At 59.7% G+C, this 16,794-nt stretch carries 21 protein-coding genes; 12 read left to right on the top strand and 9 right to left on the bottom strand.

Going from position 1 to position 16,794, the window contains the following annotated elements; genetic code table 11:
• Positions 1 to 79: 79 nt before the first annotated feature.
• A complete protein-coding gene (locus JOE39_RS02860) occupies positions 80 to 397 on the top strand; it encodes a hypothetical protein (RefSeq protein WP_003396385.1) in 318 nt (105 codons plus the stop codon).
• Between the two features lie 45 nt (positions 398 to 442).
• A complete protein-coding gene (locus JOE39_RS02855) occupies positions 443 to 1,000 on the top strand; it encodes a Smr/MutS family protein (protein ID WP_002552837.1) in 558 nt (185 codons plus the stop codon).
• Between the two features lie 456 nt (positions 1,001 to 1,456).
• Here the strand turns inward: JOE39_RS02855 and JOE39_RS02850 are convergent, their stop codons facing one another.
• Positions 1,457 to 1,624: a hypothetical protein gene (locus tag JOE39_RS02850; protein ID WP_003405800.1), complete on the bottom strand. Its 168-nt coding sequence runs from the start codon at positions 1,622 to 1,624 to the stop codon at positions 1,457 to 1,459.
• Between the two features lie 91 nt (positions 1,625 to 1,715).
• Entirely contained in the window at positions 1,716 to 1,925 is a 210-nt protein-coding gene (locus JOE39_RS02845) for a hypothetical protein (RefSeq protein ID WP_003343114.1), read from the bottom strand.
• Between the two features lie 488 nt (positions 1,926 to 2,413).
• Here JOE39_RS02845 and folE point away from each other — a divergent pair, with 488 nt between their 5' ends.
• Positions 2,414 to 2,959, top strand: a complete 546-nt coding sequence (gene folE, locus JOE39_RS02840) for a GTP cyclohydrolase I FolE (RefSeq protein ID WP_003343112.1) — start codon at positions 2,414 to 2,416, stop codon at positions 2,957 to 2,959.
• 73 nt (positions 2,960 to 3,032) lie between these two features.
• Entirely contained in the window at positions 3,033 to 3,410 is a 378-nt protein-coding gene (locus tag JOE39_RS02835) for a glutathione S-transferase N-terminal domain-containing protein (RefSeq protein ID WP_003315148.1), read from the top strand.
• Between the two features lie 21 nt (positions 3,411 to 3,431).
• Here the strand turns inward: JOE39_RS02835 and JOE39_RS02830 are convergent, their stop codons facing one another.
• The 3 genes from JOE39_RS02830 to JOE39_RS02820 are packed head-to-tail and all read right to left on the bottom strand — an operon-like array spanning position 3,432 to position 5,657.
• Positions 3,432 to 3,818 (bottom strand): lysozyme inhibitor LprI family protein, encoded by a 387-nt coding sequence (locus JOE39_RS02830; protein ID WP_029573630.1) that lies wholly within the window; start codon positions 3,816 to 3,818, stop codon positions 3,432 to 3,434.
• Positions 3,819 to 3,848: 30 nt separating this feature from the next.
• Positions 3,849 to 4,451, bottom strand: a complete 603-nt coding sequence (locus JOE39_RS02825) for a glutathione S-transferase family protein (protein WP_046265796.1) — start codon at positions 4,449 to 4,451, stop codon at positions 3,849 to 3,851.
• A 39-nt stretch (positions 4,452 to 4,490) separates the two neighbouring features.
• Entirely contained in the window at positions 4,491 to 5,657 is a 1,167-nt protein-coding gene (locus JOE39_RS02820) for a PLP-dependent aminotransferase family protein (RefSeq protein ID WP_046719707.1), read from the bottom strand.
• A gap of 82 nt (positions 5,658 to 5,739) precedes the next feature.
• On the opposite strand from JOE39_RS02820, the gene JOE39_RS02815 reads away from it, so the two are divergent.
• The gene (locus JOE39_RS02815) at positions 5,740 to 6,210 is read left to right on the top strand and encodes a MarR family transcriptional regulator (RefSeq protein WP_003423460.1); all 471 of its coding nucleotides are present in this window, start codon (positions 5,740 to 5,742) and stop codon (positions 6,208 to 6,210) included.
• 116 nt (positions 6,211 to 6,326) lie between these two features.
• A complete protein-coding gene (locus tag JOE39_RS02810; protein ID WP_210077925.1) occupies positions 6,327 to 7,520 on the top strand; it encodes a benzoate/H(+) symporter BenE family transporter in 1,194 nt (397 codons plus the stop codon).
• 28 nt (positions 7,521 to 7,548) lie between these two features.
• On the opposite strand, the gene JOE39_RS02805 is transcribed toward JOE39_RS02810, so the two are convergent.
• Complete coding sequence (locus JOE39_RS02805; protein ID WP_110817921.1) at positions 7,549 to 8,484, bottom strand: LD-carboxypeptidase; 936 nt, start codon at positions 8,482 to 8,484, stop codon at positions 7,549 to 7,551.
• Between the two features lie 231 nt (positions 8,485 to 8,715).
• Between JOE39_RS02805 and JOE39_RS02800 the strand changes: the two genes are divergently transcribed.
• Positions 8,716 to 9,723, top strand: coding sequence for an NADP-dependent oxidoreductase (locus tag JOE39_RS02800; protein WP_003315157.1), 1,008 nt, complete (start codon positions 8,716 to 8,718; stop codon positions 9,721 to 9,723).
• 77 nt (positions 9,724 to 9,800) lie between these two features.
• Here JOE39_RS02800 and pyrF read toward each other — a convergent pair whose 3' ends face one another.
• A complete protein-coding gene (pyrF, locus tag JOE39_RS02795) occupies positions 9,801 to 10,499 on the bottom strand; it encodes an orotidine-5'-phosphate decarboxylase (protein WP_003423454.1) in 699 nt (232 codons plus the stop codon).
• Between the two features lie 291 nt (positions 10,500 to 10,790).
• Between pyrF and eat the strand changes: the two genes are divergently transcribed.
• On the top strand, positions 10,791 to 12,155 hold the full coding sequence (eat, locus tag JOE39_RS02790) for an ethanolamine permease (RefSeq protein WP_003423452.1): 1,365 nt from the start codon (positions 10,791 to 10,793) through the stop codon (positions 12,153 to 12,155).
• 118 nt (positions 12,156 to 12,273) lie between these two features.
• On the top strand, positions 12,274 to 12,441 hold the full coding sequence (locus tag JOE39_RS02785) for a DUF2897 family protein (RefSeq protein ID WP_003315162.1): 168 nt from the start codon (positions 12,274 to 12,276) through the stop codon (positions 12,439 to 12,441).
• 37 nt (positions 12,442 to 12,478) lie between these two features.
• Here JOE39_RS02785 and JOE39_RS02780 read toward each other — a convergent pair whose 3' ends face one another.
• Positions 12,479 to 13,318 (bottom strand): transporter substrate-binding domain-containing protein, encoded by an 840-nt coding sequence (locus tag JOE39_RS02780; RefSeq protein WP_004418445.1) that lies wholly within the window; start codon positions 13,316 to 13,318, stop codon positions 12,479 to 12,481.
• Positions 13,319 to 13,570: 252 nt separating this feature from the next.
• Between JOE39_RS02780 and JOE39_RS02775 the strand changes: the two genes are divergently transcribed.
• Entirely contained in the window at positions 13,571 to 14,113 is a 543-nt protein-coding gene (locus JOE39_RS02775) for an exonuclease domain-containing protein (RefSeq protein ID WP_003315164.1), read from the top strand.
• 112 nt (positions 14,114 to 14,225) lie between these two features.
• Positions 14,226 to 14,507 carry a pyrimidine/purine nucleoside phosphorylase gene (locus JOE39_RS02770; protein ID WP_003343080.1) on the top strand — a complete coding sequence of 94 codons (282 nt, stop codon included), beginning with the start codon at positions 14,226 to 14,228 and terminating at the stop codon, positions 14,505 to 14,507.
• A 59-nt stretch (positions 14,508 to 14,566) separates the two neighbouring features.
• Here the strand turns inward: JOE39_RS02770 and JOE39_RS02765 are convergent, their stop codons facing one another.
• Positions 14,567 to 16,336, bottom strand: a complete 1,770-nt coding sequence (locus JOE39_RS02765) for an ABC transporter transmembrane domain-containing protein (protein WP_003423432.1) — start codon at positions 16,334 to 16,336, stop codon at positions 14,567 to 14,569.
• A gap of 287 nt (positions 16,337 to 16,623) precedes the next feature.
• On the opposite strand from JOE39_RS02765, the gene JOE39_RS02760 reads away from it, so the two are divergent.
• Positions 16,624 to 16,794 carry a PA1571 family protein gene (locus JOE39_RS02760; protein ID WP_003315168.1) on the top strand — a complete coding sequence of 57 codons (171 nt, stop codon included), beginning with the start codon at positions 16,624 to 16,626 and terminating at the stop codon, positions 16,792 to 16,794.

Here is a 16,794-nt window from a genome sequence, read left to right as displayed (position 1 = left end):
CCGGAGGCGGGAACCACCCCTCCTTCCCCGGGTCAGAGCGCCGATACTCCATTGAGCTGATACCTGTTGAGGAAAAGGCATGAAAACGTCAGATGGTTTCGATGCACGTCGCCTGCGCCCCAGGGGTCAGGGCAACTGGGGCAAACGCATCGGCACGCTGATCGCACTGCTCCTTGTGGTCGCGGGCCTGTTGCTGGCGGTTGCCGGTGCATCCAGCCTCACGGTTCATCCGCAGATGCTGGGCGAACTCAATGCCAGCCCGGGCGGCGCGGCGTTTGTCGCCATCGGCGGATTGCTGGTGCTGTACATCGGCGTCTGGCTGTGGCGCCGCTGCCGTCGTCAGCGTAGTGGCGGCGGCTTGAGCATCTCTTCGCATCTGATGAAAAAACACAACTGACCCCCTCGCCTGAGCGGTTAGAATGGCCTCCTTCGCGGAGGCCCCATGCAAGACGACGATTTTTCCCTGTTCAGAAGCGAGACGCGCGGCGTCAAGCCGCTCAAGCATGAACACGCCGATGTCGGCAAACCCAAGACTGATCGAAAAATGCTCGCCCGCCTGCGCCAGTCTGCAACTGTGCGCACCGACTCGGTGACCGTCGACGGCTTGTCGGATCAATTCGTGATCGATGTCGGCCCTGAAGATGTCCTGAGCTGGTCGCGTGACGGCGTGCAGGAAGGTCAGATGCGCAAGCTCAAACTCGGGCAGATCAGCTTCGAGGGCAGCCTGGACCTGCATGGCATGAGCGTGGAAGTAGCGCGTGAGACGCTGTGGGAATTTCTGGCTGAAGCGACCCGTCTGGAAATACGCTGCGTACGCGTCACTCATGGCAAGGCGGTACGCCTGGACGGCAAGCGCCCCATGATCAAGAGCCACGTCAACACCTGGCTGCGTCAGCATTCGCAGGTGCTGGGCTTTTGCTCCTGCCTGGCCAAACACGGCGGTGCAGGTGCGGTGTACGTGATCCTCAGGCGCACCATGATGGAAGGGCGCGACGAGTAGAACCCGCCGCGCCCTTGCAGTCAGTCCGCCCCTCTACGCCGGGCAGCAAGCCGCCGCCCCGCTGGTGACTCAGCGACCCGGACCAGGACCGCCAGGGCCAGGGCCACCGCCTTCATGGTGTCAGCCACCGCCGCCATGTCCACCCGGACCAGGCCAGAACGGCCAGCAACCGGAAACCGACGACAGTACAATCGCGAACAACGCTACTTTTGCTACTCGACTCAACATCCGGATTTACTCTCTAGACAGGCAATGGATTGATAACCTGCCTACTCAGACCGCAATGGACCCCGGAAGTGGGTAGCGATCTGGTCGCCAACGTGTAAGCGAGAGGATACAAAAGCTGTAAAAGCGGATTTTTCAGGGCAAACAAAACAACCGCCAGACACAAAAAAGCCATACGACTTTGGACCTGACTCAGACGACTCACTGCCCTGGCATAGCTATCGCAGGCGTTCAGAACCAGACCTTGAATGCAAGCCATGAAAAAACCAGAGCAAATACTGCACCGGATGCAGCAGACACCAGAACGTTTCGTGGTTCATGGGCAGGCATGTTGCGGACCTCGTTGCCCAACTGCTCGAGGTCTTCGCGCATCCGCTTTATGACTTGATCGTGACTCATACTCATCTTCTCTCGAAATGCCGATTCATGCGTTGCGTACACACTTTCGCTTGGTCCAGACTGAATCTCAAGCGCTGCAAGTCGCTGTCCGCTACTGGATACTGGCTGCCTGGAGCTTGTGGATGAAAGCGGCAGCAGTAACGATTACGGTGATCAACCCACCAGCCGCCACAAATGGATAAAAGCTCGTTTCGCGCTGGAGCTTATTGGTCTCCGCGATCATTTTTCGTGCCTCAGCCACAAACTTGTGAACCTCAGCCTGGAGTTTCTCAAGTTCCAGCTCGTCCTTTTGACTCGGCATCCAACCTCCTATCAGACTCTGGCCTGCATCTCACAAGCCGCCTTCATGAAGCAAGGATACGCTTCACATCTGCTTTGCAAACGCTTGAAAAAGCTACGGCATATGTCATTCCAGCGCTCCAATCAAGGCAACAGAAACGCATGTCGGAGAGCCCAAGCCAAAGCGCATGCTCCCTGCATTCGCTTTTCTGCGACACTGAAAAGCACCGGGCTATAGCGCAACGCCGGGCAAAGTCTAAAAACCGGCGCTGATTGCGAAAGCATTACGAGGCCACGGCAGTACAACTGCGAGCACACCTACGCTACCATGTGCCCAATCGCCGGGATAAACCCCGCATTCATCGCCAATCAACGAGATCCGTAGGTTACGTATGCGAAATCGCCCAACTCCACTGGAGCGGGATCGGCAAACGGGACACCAGCTCGATTGGTAAAAAATCGGTACAGCCCCAAACGTACCGCTCTGAAACCTATACGGAATCACCCTCTGTGACACTGGAACAGAATTACACCGCCATCCTCGGGCAACTGGGCGAGGACGTCTCGCGCGAAGGTCTGCTGGACACCCCCAAGCGCGCCGCCAAGGCCATGCAGTATCTGTGTCGCGGTTACACGCAGACCCTGGAAGAAGTGACCAACGGCGCACTGTTCAGCTCCGATGCCAGTGAAATGGTGATGGTCAAGGACATCGAACTGTACTCGCTGTGCGAGCACCACCTGCTGCCGTTCATTGGCAAGGCACATGTGGCTTACATCCCGCAGGGCAAGGTGCTTGGTTTGTCGAAAGTGGCGCGAATCGTCGACATGTATGCGCGCCGTCTGCAAATCCAGGAAAACCTCAGCCGCCAGATCGCCGAGGCTATCCAGCAGGTCACCGGCGCGCTGGGCGTAGCGGTGGTAATCGAAGCCAAGCACATGTGCATGATGATGCGTGGCGTCGAGAAGCAGAACTCGGCCATGATCACCTCGGTGATGCTGGGCGAGTTCCGTGAAAACGCGGCCACCCGCAGTGAGTTTCTCAGCCTGATCAAGTGATCGTTCAGCCTGCGTTCACCTGCCATGAGGCAAGCTGAACGCACGGCTGAGCACGCCACCGCCCGCAAGAGGTATGACCTTGTTCATGAAAGCGTTAAGAGTCGGCCTCGGCCAACTCGTCATCGGCATCGATTTCCTGACTCGCCCGAGCAGGAAAAAACGTGACCCGCAGGCCCAGGCGGCTGTCGCTGAAGCGGCTCAGGACCTGACGCTGTATCAGTTTCATGCCTGCCCGTTCTGCGTGAAGACGCGTCGCGCCCTGCGCCGCCTCAATGTTCCGGTCGCGTTGCGCGATGCGAAAAATAACGAGCTCGATCGCCAGACCCTGCTCAACGAGGGCGGCAGGATCAAAGTGCCTTGCCTGCGCATCGAGGAAGGCGACAAAACCGTGTGGATGTATGAATCCAAGGTGATCATCGACTACCTGAACCAGCGCTTCGGAGCGATCTGACGCCTGTTTGCCCGGCGCCTCTCAGCGCGGGCAACCTTCCTCGCGACAGGCCACATAGGCTTGCAACTGCTTAAGCCGCACACGGGTCTGCTCAGCCAGACATTGCGACTGCAGCAAGGGCCAGATAGAGCCTGAGTCCTCGGCCTTGCCCGCCTGATACAGGCAATCGGCATCACGCAGGGCTATCCACTTTCGTTGCGCATCCTTGAATGCCTGCTTTTTCGCCGGGGTCTTCAACCACGCCATTTGCGCGTTGTACTGCTTGTTGAGATCGGCATCGAGCGCTGCCTGCTCATTGGCAGCGCAGCGGTTCATGCTGGCCTGATTGGCGTCGCAGTCCTCGGCCTGGGCCGAGCAGCCGATACCCAGCGCAATGAAAGCGCCCAGAAGTACGATTGGAACGCGCATACATTTCCCTTTGTTCACATGACGGATGTGTCAGTCCAGCATACCGATATAACCCGGATGTGCCTTGACCCGATCCAGCCAACGGCGGATCCCGGTATAGGGTGCCAGATCGAAACCGCCCTGATGCGCGACATGGGTGTAGGCATACAAGGCAATGTCGGCGATGGAAAAATTCTCGCCGACCAGAAACGGCGTACGGTCGAGCTGCTGCTCCATGACTGCCAGTGCGCGATAGCCGGCCTTCTGCATGGCGCGATACTCGGTCATGCGTTCGGCCGGCAAGCCCAGATAGAACTGGATGAAACGGGCCACCGCGACCGACGGCTCATGGCTGTATTGTTCGAAGAACTGCCACTGCAGCACCTGGGTGCGCAACCTCGGCTCGCTCGGCAGGTATGAAGAGCCATCAGCCAGAAAGTTGAGAATCGCGTTGGACTCCCACAGGCAAGTGCCGTCTTCCAGCTCCAGCACCGGAATCTTACCGTTGGGGTTCTTTTCCAGAAACGCCGGGGTCTGGGTTTCGCCGTTGAGAATATCCACCGGCACCCACTCGTACTCGCTGCCCAGCAGGTTAAGCATCAGCTTGACCTTGTAGCAGTTGCCCGAGTTGTAATCGCCATAAACCTTGTACATCAGACTGCTCCCTTGCTGCGTCTATGTTGACGTCTTGAATCAGGCGGCCTGCAGAAGGTGAGCTGCGCGGACCACCGACGCCAGACGTTTTATACCCTCATCGAGCCGTGCAGGGTCGATATGGCTGAAATTGAGCCGCAAGTGACCGTGATTGGCGTCCGGATCGGCAAAGAAAGGTTCGCCCGGCATGAACGCCACATCGTGCGCCAGCGCTGTATCCAGCAAGGTGCGCGTGTCCAGCGGCTGCTTCAGCGTCAACCAGAAGAACAGTCCGCCTTGCGGGCTGTTCCAGGTGGCCAGGTCGGAAAAATGCGTTTGCAAGGCGCTCTCGAACGCATCACGACGGCCCCGGTAAAACTCGCACAGCGTCACCAGATGCTCACGATAGTGCTCAGTACCAATCCACTGCAAGGCCTGCCACTGGCCGAGGCGATTGGTATGCAGATCGGCCGACTGTTTCAGACGCAGCAAGTGCGGAAACAGATCGGGGCTGGCGATCAGATAGCCCACTCGCAGGCCCGGCAGCAGCGTTTTGGAAACCGTGCCGGTGTAAATCCAGCTGGCCGTCTTCAGACCGCTGACGATCGGCCTGGCACTTCCGCCATCAAAGCTCAGTTCACGATACGGCTCGTCCTCGATCAACGTGACACCGAACTCGTCGAGCAAGGCCGCAACGGCATCGCGACTGGCCTGGCTGTAGCGCACCGCCGAGGGGTTCTGGAACGTCGGGATGAGGTAGGCGAACGCTGGCGTGTGCTGCTCCAGACGCTGACGCATGGCAAGCAGGTCCGGGCCTTCGGCCTGCAGCGGCACGGTGATGCAGTGGGCGCCGAACAGCTGGAATATCTGCAACGCCGCCAGATAGGTGGGCGCTTCGAGGAGAATTTCGGTGCCTTTGTCGATGTACAGCTTGGCCGCCAGGTCCAGTGTCTGCTGAGAACCACTGACCACCATGACCTGACTGGCGTCGCAGTCGATACCCAAGGCACGGGCATCGGCGGCCAGCGCCTCACGCAGCGCAGGTTCGCCCTCGCTCATGCCGTACTGGCCCAGCGCAACAGGCATGTCGGCCCACTCTACTTTGGGTAGCATCGACTCGGCGGGCAGACCACCGGCGAACGACATCACTTCCGGACGCTGAGCAGCGGCGAGGATCTCGCGGATCAGAGAACTTTTCAGACGGGAAACGCGTTCGGAGAAAGCCATGGCAGTTACCTGTAGCCGAGACAATTGGAAATACGTCAAACTGGTTGACTCAAATTACGACGACCAACCCGGATACGTCAACATGCTTGACCTTAAAAAACCTGCCAATCAACAAATGGCCATGGAAGCCTTCTTCTTCGGCTATCAGGCGTTCACTGCCAAGGCTGATGAAATGCTGGCCAGACGCGGCTTCAGTCGTGTGCACCAGCGCATCGTATTTTTCATCGCCCGTTACCCCGGCCTGAGCGTCAAGGAACTGCTCACCGTATTGGGCGTCAGCAAACAGGCCCTCAATGCCCCGCTGCGCCAGCTGATCGCCATGAATCTGGTGCACAGCGCGGCCCCCGAGAATGACAAGCGCAAACGACTGCTGGGCCTCACCGATGAAGGCGCCCTTTTTGAACAGGGCTTGCGCCGCGAACAGGTCAAACTGCTGCAGCGGGTGTTCGCCGAAGCGGGTCAGGATGCCGTGGATGGCTGGCTGACGGTCAATCGGGCGCTGGGGCAGACCCTGCAATCCGGCGCCTGCCCGACCGGGGCTGACGCCGAGTAAACGCCACGTCTGCAACTGTGCTGGCGTTTACTTGTGTCGCTGTATTGCAAGGCCGAGCGGCCATGCGTTTAGGCTTGGCGCCCTTTGCTACCTGCCCGTTTCAAGGAACGCCCTGCATGAACCAATCCCTCAAGGTGCCATTGCGCCCGCTGACAGACTCATCGCCGTCGGCGGTGGTTGCCGGTTTCATCGCCATGATGACCGGCTGCACCAGTTCGCTGGTGCTGATGTTCCAGGCGGGCCAGGCGGCAGGGCTGAGCAGCGTGCAGATTTCGTCCTGGCTGTGGGCGCTGTTCATGGGCATGGCGGTGTGCAGCATCGGCCTCTCGCTGCGCTACCGCATGCCGATTACCGTGGCGTGGTCGACACCCGGCGCCGCCCTGCTGATCACCAGCCTGGGCGGCGTCGGCTACCCGCAGGCCATTGGCGCGTTCATCACCAGCGCGCTGCTGGTGACTCTGTGCGGGGTGACCGGCAGTTTCGAGCGCATCGTGCGGCGCCTGCCAGCCTCGCTGGCCGCGGCCTTGCTGGCAGGAATTCTGTTCCGGATCGGCAGTGAGATTTTTATTGCCGCACAGCACCACACCCGCCTGGTGCTGGGTATGTTTTTCACTTACCTGCTGGTCAAGCGCCTGTCGCCACGCTATTCGGTGCTGCTCGCGCTGCTGGTCGGTATCGGCCTCTCAGGCCTGCTGGGCTTGCTGAACTTTGATGGCCTGGCGCTGGAAGCCGCCATGCCGATCTGGACCACTCCAGAGTTTTCATGGGCGGCGACGGTCAGCATTGGCATCCCGCTGTTCGTGGTGGCCATGACCTCGCAGAACATGCCCGGTGTGGCCGTATTGCGAGCCGACGGCTACTTCCCGCCGACCTCACCACTGATATCGGTGACAGGCTTTGCCTCACTGCTCACGGCACCGTTTGGCTGCCACGGGATCAATCTGGCGGCGATCAGTGCCGCCATCTGTACCAGCCCTCATGCCCATGAGGACAAATCCAAACGCTATACAGCGGCGATCTGGTGCGGGATTTTCTATGCAATAGCCGGCATTTTCGGTGCCACCCTGGCGGGTCTGTTCAGTGCGTTCCCCAAGGAACTGATGCTCTCGATTGCTGCGCTGGCGCTGCTCGGATCGATCACCAATGGCCTGACCGTTGCGATGGCCGAACCGAGGGAACGCGAACCCGCCTTGATCACCTTCATGGTCACTGCTTCGGGACTGACGCTGTTCTCCATAGGCTCGGCGTTCTGGGGCATCGTCGCGGGCTTGCTGACCTTGCTGATCCTGAACACACGCAAAACCGACTAGGCCAACCACCAGCAGCGTGGCAGAGACATCAGCTACGCGCGGCAGCCGCTACCAACAGGGTTCCGGCGTCGGCATCAAGTATCGCCTGAGTGCCCAGTGGCACTGCCTGATTGAGATCTCCATGGCCTACCGGCAGACCGCCGAGCACCGGGATGCCAAGACTGCCCAGCCGCTCCATCAGCACATCGGCGGGGCTGATGGTGCGGCCAGTGTTCGGAGCAGGGGTAAATTCGCCAACGGCAATGCCGGCCAGAGACGCAAGAATTCCGCAGTTACCCAAGTGGGTGAGCATGCGGTCGACCCGGTAGGCGGGTTCGTTGACCTCTTCGATGAGCAGGATCGCACCGCTCAGGTCAGGCATGAACGGCGTACCCACAGAGGTATCGAGGATGCACAGGTTGCCGCCCAACAGCAGGCCCTGTGCGCTACCACCAGTTCTGACCCTGGCCGTTGGCGAGGCCGGATCAGCCTTGAGCAACACCGGCTCGCTACTCATCAGCACATGGCGCATACCACTGACGAACAGGCCGCCTCGTTCCAGCTGCGAAGCGACCGGCCCATGAATGGTCGCCAGGCGCGCGTGGTTCCACAGCGCACCGTGCAACGCGGTGATGTCGGAAAAGCCGGTCACCAGCTTGGGGTCGCGACGCACCGCGTCCATATCCACCTGCTGAACGATCCGTTGTACGCCATAACCCCCGCGAGTGCAGATGACCGCGCGGATTTCCGGATCAGCCAGCGCGGCGTTGAGGTCGGCGAGCCGCTCTTCATCGGTCCCCGAATAGAACGAGTAGCTGCCCAGCGCATGCGGATAGACCCGTGGACGCAGCCCCCACCCTTCGAGTACCGCCACCGCCGCCTGGATCTTGCCGGGGTCCACAGGCCCTGCCGGAGACACCAGTGCCACGGCGTCGCCAGCTCGCAGAGCACGGGGGTGGAGAGTGTTTGAAGAGGTGGCAGGCATCACGGTCGTCCAAGCGTTGATCGAACAAGGAATCTAGAGCACTGAGGGGGGGCGACTCAAGCCATATCCGTCATCAGCATGTTTCATCCGCAGATCCGTCTGAACGCCAGCGGCGCAACGGACTCCTATCAACCACATGGATCAAACGGCATTCGCTGGGTGATCGCTTCTTGCCCGAATGGCGCGATGAGCGTTTGAATCCATTCTTGAACCCTTTTCAGGAGACCCTCCATGACCGATCTTTCCAACCGCCAGTTCCTGCTCGCCAAGCGCCCTTCGGGCGATGCGCGCCGTGATGACTTCACCTATCAGGAAGCCGCGGTCAGCGCACTTGCCGACGGGCAGATTCTGGTCAGGAACAAATACCTGTCACTGGACCCGGCAATGCGTGGCTGGATGAATGACGGCAAATCCTACATTCCAGCCGTGAAGCTGGGCGAAGTGATGCGCGCCCTCGGCGTGGGTGAAGTACTTGAATCGAAAAACCCCAAGTTCGCCGTAGGTGATCACGTCCAGGGCGCCTTGGGCGTGCAGGACTACTTTGCCGGTGAGCCGAAGGGCTTCTACAAGGTAGATACCAGCCTTGCGCCCCTGCCGCTTTATCTATCGGCATTGGGCATGACCGGCATGACCGCCTACCTGGCGCTGCTGGACGTCGGTCAACCGAAAAGCGGTGACACCGTGGTGATTTCCGGTGCGGCAGGTGCTGTCGGCAGCGTGGCCGGGCAGATCGCCAAGCTCAAGGGCTGCCGGGTCGTCGGCATCGCGGGAGGCACGGCAAAATGTCGTCTGCTGACCGAGGAGCTAGGCTTTGACGCAGCCATCGACTACAAATCCGAAGACGTCATGGACGGTCTGAAACGCCACTGCCCGGATGGCGTGAATGTGTACTTCGACAACGTCGGTGGCGATATTCTCGACGCAGCACTCAGCCAGCTGGCGGTCGGCGCGCGCGTCGTGATCTGTGGTGCCATCAGTCAGTACAACAGCACCAAGGCAATCAAAGGCCCGGCCAACTACATGTCGTTGCTGGTCAATCGCGCCCGCATGGAAGGCTTCATCGTACTGGACCACCCGGAGCGCTTTGCAGAAGCGGGTCAGGTCATGGCCGGCTGGATCAAGGAAGGCAAGCTCAAGAGCAAGGAGCACATCGTGGACGGTCTCGAGACGTTCCCGGAAACCTTCCAGATGCTGTTCAGCGGTGAGAATCAGGGCAAGCTGATCTTGAAAGTGGAATAAACCCGCAGGCTTTTCGCAGCGTCACAGCCCTTCTCCGCTATGCGGGTAAAGCGCCGTGACGCTACGCATCCATCTACTCAAGCCAGCTCGGCAACCACCGCCGCCAGAGCTTTAGCCGGGTCAGCCGCCTGGCTGATCGGGCGACCGATGACAAGGTAGTCAGAGCCTGCATCCAGTGCCTGACGAGGGGTCAGGATACGACGCTGATCGTCCTGCGCACTGCCCGCCGGACGAATGCCAGGCGTCACCAGCTGCAACGACGGGTGAGCGGCTTTCAAGGCCTGCGCTTCCAGCGCCGAGCAGACCAGACCATCCATCCCGGCCCTCTCGGCCAGAGCAGCGAGGCGCAGCACCTGCACCTGCGGGTCGATGTCCAGACCAATACCGGCCAGGTCTTCACGTTCCATGCTGGTCAGAACGGTCACACCGATCAGCAACGGCTGTGGACCGGTGCGCTGCTCAAGCACTTCCCGACAGGCCGCCATCATGCGCAAGCCACCCGAGCAGTGCACATTGACCATCCACACGCCCATCTCGGCCGCCGCCTTGACTGCCATTGCCGTGGTGTTGGGGATGTCGTGGAATTTGAGATCCAGAAACACTTCGAAGCCCCTGTCGCGCAAGGTCTCGACGATGTCGGCCGCGCAACTGGTGAACAGTTCCTTGCCGACTTTGACCCTGCACAGCTTGGGATCGAGCTGATCAGCCAAGCGCAAGGCGGCTTCGCGGGTCGGAAAATCCAGGGCGACGATGACAGGAGTCTGGCAGGCGGACATGAGCGTGGTCTCAGGTAAGTCGAAATCGGCGCGCATTGTAGCCGAACCGGCGCACAGGCGGGACCCATAGGTCGGCATTTGTCCAATGGCGGTCTTAAAAGGTCACGATTTCCTGCACCTGCAGCGACCGTCATTGCACTAGCCTGCACCGAATCTGCACAACAAGGTGAATCAGTTCACCCAAACGTTCCACAAACGACCTGTTTTGAAGCAACACGACGTTGAACAGTGCACTGGCACGGCCTCTGCAACAGGATGTTTCAACGATTATCGAATCCCAGGGAGAAAACAATGAGCACACAACTCAAGCCGACGCTCGGCACGATTCATTTATGGGGGATCGCGGTAGGGCTGGTGATTTCCGGCGAATACTTTGGCTGGAGCTACGGCTGGGGCGTCGCGGGTACGTTGGGCTTTTTGGTAACAGCCCTGATGGTTGCCACCATGTACACCTGTTTCATCTTCAGTTTTACCGAACTCACCACAGCCATCCCGCACGCCGGCGGTCCGTTCGCCTACAGCCGTCGCGCCTTTGGCGAAAAAGGCGGACTGATCGCCGGCATGGCCACCCTGATCGAATTCGTCTTTGCGCCACCGGCCATTGCCATGGCGATCGGTGCGTACCTTAACGTGCAATACCCGGGTCTTGACCCCAAGCATGCGGCAGTCGGCGCCTACATCGTATTCATGGCGCTCAACATCGTGGGCGTGAAGCTCGCGGCAACCTTCGAGCTGGTGGTGTGCATTCTGGCTGTGGCCGAGTTGCTGGTGTTCATGGGCGTCGTCGCACCTGCGTTCAGCTTCAGCAACTTCGCCCTGAACGGCTGGGCCGGTTCACAGACTTTCGGACCCGAAGCCATTGCCGGCATGTTCGCTGCCATCCCCTTCGCCATCTGGTTCTTCCTGGCCATCGAAGGCGCTGCGATGGCCGCCGAAGAAGCCAAGGACCCGAAACGCACCATTCCGAAGGCCTACATCAGTGGCATTCTGACCTTGGTCATTCTGGCTATCGGCGTCATGCTGTTTGCCGGTGGCGTGGGCGACTGGCGCACCCTGGCCAACATCAACGATCCGCTGCCGCAGGCCATGAAAGCCGTGGTCGGTGACAGCTCCGGCTGGCTGCACATGCTGGTGTGGATCGGCCTGTTCGGTCTGGTCGCCAGCTTCCACGGGATCATCATGGGTTACTCGCGCCAGTTCTTCGCCCTCGCCCGCGCTGGCTACCTGCCCGCCTCGCTGGCCAGACTCTCGCGCTTCCAGACACCACACCGGGCAATCATCGCCGGCGGCCTGATCGGCATCGCCGCGATCTACAGCGACGGGCTGATCAACCTGAGCGGCATGACACTGACCGCTGCAATGATCACCATGGCCGTGTTCGGCGCCATCGTCATGTACATCATGAGCATGCTCAGCCTGTTCAAACTGCGCAAGACCGAGCCTGACCTGGAACGCACGTTCCGCGCCCCCGGTTATCCGGTAGTGCCCGGCATCGCGCTGGCGCTGGCCGTCGTGTGCCTGGTGGCAATGGCCTGGTTCAACGCACTGATCGGTCTGATTTTCCTAGGCCTGATGGCCATCGGCTTCATCTATTTCAGCCTGACTGCCAAATCGCGCGCCGACGCGCCGACCGACGCGATGCTGACCGGGAAGTAGTTGGCAGAATCTTAGGGTTGCGGGCGAATGCTTTCGTACGCACCCGCTTCAGGGCGCATACACTTGAACCATTGGGCAGCTTTGCTGCTCCAACCGGTATCACAACAAGGAGAGCGCTATGCCCTGGTATGCCTGGTTAATTCTGCTCGTAGCCATTGGCTCGGTCGTCGGCGGTCTGATGATGCTGCGCGACACAGCCAAGAAACTGCCCCTCACTGAAGAACAGCTCAAGCGCGTCCATGAGCGCAACGCAGAAATGGATGCCAAGGACGCCAACGACCGTTGAGTGCCTCTGGGTGGCAGGCGCAACACCTGCCCCCCTGCTATTTACCGGGCATCTCGGCATTGACCGCAAGCACCTTGATGTGAAGCGGCTCGAAAATCTTCGCCAACTGCCCATCTGCACGCAACCGCTCCAGTAGCTGTTTGAAGTGCGCCACATCGATGCTGCCATTCGGACGCAACAACGCATATTGACGGTAGGTCTGATCGATACGGTCGGACACCATCAGCTGCGCCGCTTCATCCTTGTTATGCGCCATGAAATCAATCAGGTACGAACGGGTAACAGGTGCAATATCGGCGCGGCCGCGCACCACCATCAGCAAGTTACTGTCGTGGGAGTACGTGGAGGTAATACTGAAGTGCTCGCTCAGGTATTTCTGATCGGTGTTGAAGTTGGCAAATCCATAATGATAGCCACTGAACAATGCCAGACGCTTGTCAGCAAAGGTGTCGAAGTAATCCTGCCCGCGTCCTTCCACCCGGCGCGCCACATAGACCTCGGCATCCTCGAGCCCCATATCGATCTGTTCGTGGGGAATGTCCTTCCAGCCCCAGTCGGGGTTTTCGAAAACTGCAAGATCGAAACGCCCTTCCGTGAAATCACGAAAACGCCGAGGCACCGATGTCGGAATCATCACGAATTCATATTCGTCCTGCTCGCCATTCAGGGCATCGACCAGCTTGGGTAAAAGGCCAGCGTCCTCACCTTTTTCAGGGCGCACCATGTAAGGGGGGAAATGCACTGCGGCCACCCGCACGATCTGCGCGGCAAAGACCTGCGGCGCTGCCATCAACGGAATGAAGAGCATAACGCCGGTCACAAGCTTGCGCGCCACACCGTCAATTAACACTGCAAGTCTTTTCATAAAACACGACATCAATCAAAGCCGTCCAAACTATGCGGTTTCCGTGATTTAAACAACTGTCAAATCGACGGCGTCAGCGCTCTGCGGTGCGCTTGCAGTATTCATCCAGGCACGTGACAGCCGCCTGCGAGGCACCAATGCAATCACCTGTGGTCACTGTAGAGGCCGTTGTAACAACAAGCATGCCGATGCAAAGCCCAGAGTGTGCGCAACGGGTTAATCTGGCTACGCTGAAGCCATTGACTATCGTAAGGAAGCTTGATGATGCCGCACTGGCTGGTGATTGATCTTGAGGCCACGACCGAAGAAGGTGGATGGCCAGTCGCAGAAATGGAAGTCATCGAGATAGGCGCGACACTGGTCAATCAGGACGGACGCGAGCTTGACCATTTCGAGCGCTTCGTGCGCCCGGCACGCAGACCGCTGCTGACCCATTTCTGCCGCGAGCTGACCCACATCAACCAGAGCAGCATCGACAGCGCTGCGCCGCTGACGACGGTGTGGCCGCAATTCGAGCGCTGGTTGAGCCATCACCGTGCACGCATCGTGGGCTGGGCCAGTTGGGGGGACTACGATCGTCAGCAACTGGAAGAGGAATGGCGCCACCATCACCTCGACAGTGCGCTGTCCAGCATGCCGCACGTCAATCTCAAACAGCGTTTCGCCCAGGCCCGTCACTTGCAGAAACCGATGGGACTGAACAGTGCCTTGCAACTGGCAGGCATGCAGTTCAGCGGGCAACAGCACCGCGCCCTGGTCGATGCGCGCAATACTGCCAGGCTGCTGCCGTTGATCCTGCCCAATTGAATGCCGCTGCAGGTCGACGTTTCGTCAGCGTTCACGTGCAAGGGGCGTGACGAGTTTTACCGTGTTGGGCATACTGGCGAGCCATTTTCAGCCCTTTCAAAAGGAACCGCCCATGTTCAAGGTCAACGAGTACTTCGACGGCACCGTCAAATCCATCGCCTTCACCCAGGCCGATGGTGAGGCAACCATCGGTGTCATGGCAGCGGGCGAATATGAGTTCGGTACGGCGCAACGGGAAATCATGCATGTGATCTCCGGCGAGTTGAGCGTGAAGCTTCCGGACAGCACTGACTGGGAAACCTTTGCCACCGGCAACCAGTTCAACGTACCGGCCAACAGCAAGTTCCAGATCAAGGTCAAAGTCGATACCGCCTACCTGTGCGAATATCGCTGAGGCTGAGCGAGTGGGAGGCTTGACCTCCCACGTTCCCCACAAGCCCTTCTCGCCCTCTCCTACTCAACCCCGGCATTGAACTGCAACGCCGCCAGTCGCGCATAAAGCGGGTTGCTGGCGATCAACTGCTGATGGGTGCCCACGGCCACCAACCGCCCCTGATCCATGACGGCAATCCGGTCGGCATTCTGCACCGTGGCCAGCCGGTGGGCGATGACCAGCGTGGTACGCCCCTGCATCAGGCTCGGCAGGGCCTGTTGAATCAAGTGCTCACTCTGCGCGTCCAGCGCACTGGTCGCCTCGTCCAGCAACAGGATCGGCGCATCGACCAGCAAAGCGCGGGCAATCGCCAGACGCTGCCGCTGTCCGCCGGATAAGCCCACACCGCCCTCACCCAGATGCGTACGATAGCCGTCGGCCATGTCGAGAATGAACTCATGCGCATGGGCGATGCGCGCCGCCGCCTCTACCTGCTCAAGGCTCGCGGTGGCGTTACCGTAACGAATGTTGTCTTCGACACTGCCGAAAAACAGTGCGGGCGATTGTGAAACCAGCGCGAAGCAGCGGCGCAGATCATGGGGGTCGAGCTGCGCGATCGGCACGCCCTCGATCAGGATGCGCCCTTTAATCGGGTCGTAGAAGCGCAACAGCAGATCGAGGATGGTCGACTTGCCCGCGCCGGAGGGCCCGACCAGCGCCAGGGTTTCACCGGGCTCGATACTCAGGGTCAGGTCATCCAGCGCGTTGCGCTCGGGACGCGACGGGTAGGCGAAGGTGACATTCTCCAGCGCCAGACGCCCACTGATGCGCTGCGGCAGGCTCTGCAGGTCCGTGGTCGGCACGCTGATCTCACTGCGCGCCTGAAGCAGCTCGCCGATCCTCTCCGCCGCACCGGCGGCGCGCTGCAGATCGCCAATCACCTCGCTCAACGTACCGAACGCCATACCGACCATCAGCGCGTAAAACACGAACGCTGCCAGCTCACCGCTGGAGATGCGACCGCTGATCACGTCCATGCCGCCCACCCACAGCATCACGGCCACCGCACCCAACACCAGGACGATTACCAGCGTGATCAGCCAGGAGCGCTGCAGGATGCGTTTACGAGCGGTCTCGAACGCCTGCTCCACCGTATGCGAAAAGCGCTGCTTGTCCTGCTGCTGATGATTGTAGGCTTGCACCGTCTTGATCTGCCCCAAGGCCTCAGCCACGTAGCTGCCGACATTGGCGACGCGGTCCTGACTCTCGCGCGACAGGTTTCGTACCCGCCGCCCGAACATGAGAATGGGCGCGATGATCAGCGGCAACGCCACCACCACGATACTGGTGAGTTTGGGGTTGGTGATAAACAGCAGCACGATGCCGCCGATGACCATCAGCGCATTGCGCAGGAACATCGACAGCGACGAGCCGATCACCGACTGCAACAGCGTGGTGTCGGCGGTCAGTCGCGACTGGATTTCCGAACTGCGATTGTTCTCGTAGAAGCCCGGATGCAGTTCGATCAGGTGATCGAATACTTTCTTGCGCAAGTCGGCAACCACACGCTCGCCGATCCACGACACCAGATAGAAACGGGCGAAGGTTCCGACGGCGAGGCCGACCGTCAGCAGCATGAAAAACCCGATCGAGCGCTCGAGCAACTGGGGTGAACGGGTCATGAAACCCTGATCGACCATCAGTTTGATGCCCTGCCCGATCGACAGAGTAATGCCCGCAGTAATGACCAGTGCCAGCAATGCGCCGAGCGCCTGCCAGCGATACGGCGCGATGAAACTCGCAGCCAGACGCAAGGCCTGGCGATGACGTCGGGTAATCCGTGAAATCATGAACGATGAACCTGCCTGTCTGCCCGATCTGTCTGAATTGCAAAGCCTACACCGGTGTTGCCGGGCGCGCCGAACATCATTTCGAATGAACTTGCGGCTGGCTTCAAGAGTCAGGTTATGACTGCTTTACAGAGGCCGCTATAAGACATCGATCTAAGCGCCTGCTGGCAGATTTGCATCATATCTGTTGCACTTGGAGCGCGTTTGAGCGGCTGACAGTACCTGTCACGGACCGGTCATCAAGCGCGGTTAACTTAACGCCGTTACCTGATGAAAGGAGAAACACCATGAACCCGCAAGAGCGCAGCAACGAAGTTCAAGTCGTTCGAGCCACGCCCAATCTGCCGGTTGGCGGTGCCGTTCTCGACCAGCACGGGGAAGAAGTCCTGATCACCGAAGAAATGGTTCAGGCTGCCTGCCAGGAATGCGATAAGAACTGGGTAACCCCGGAAAAATAA

The sequence above is a fragment of the Pseudomonas sp. PvP100 genome, from assembly GCF_017833055.1.
Lineage (GTDB): Bacteria > Pseudomonadota > Gammaproteobacteria > Pseudomonadales > Pseudomonadaceae > Aquipseudomonas > Aquipseudomonas syringae.
Note: the sequence above shows the minus strand (reverse complement) of the source record. Positions and strands in the feature narration are given on the sequence as shown.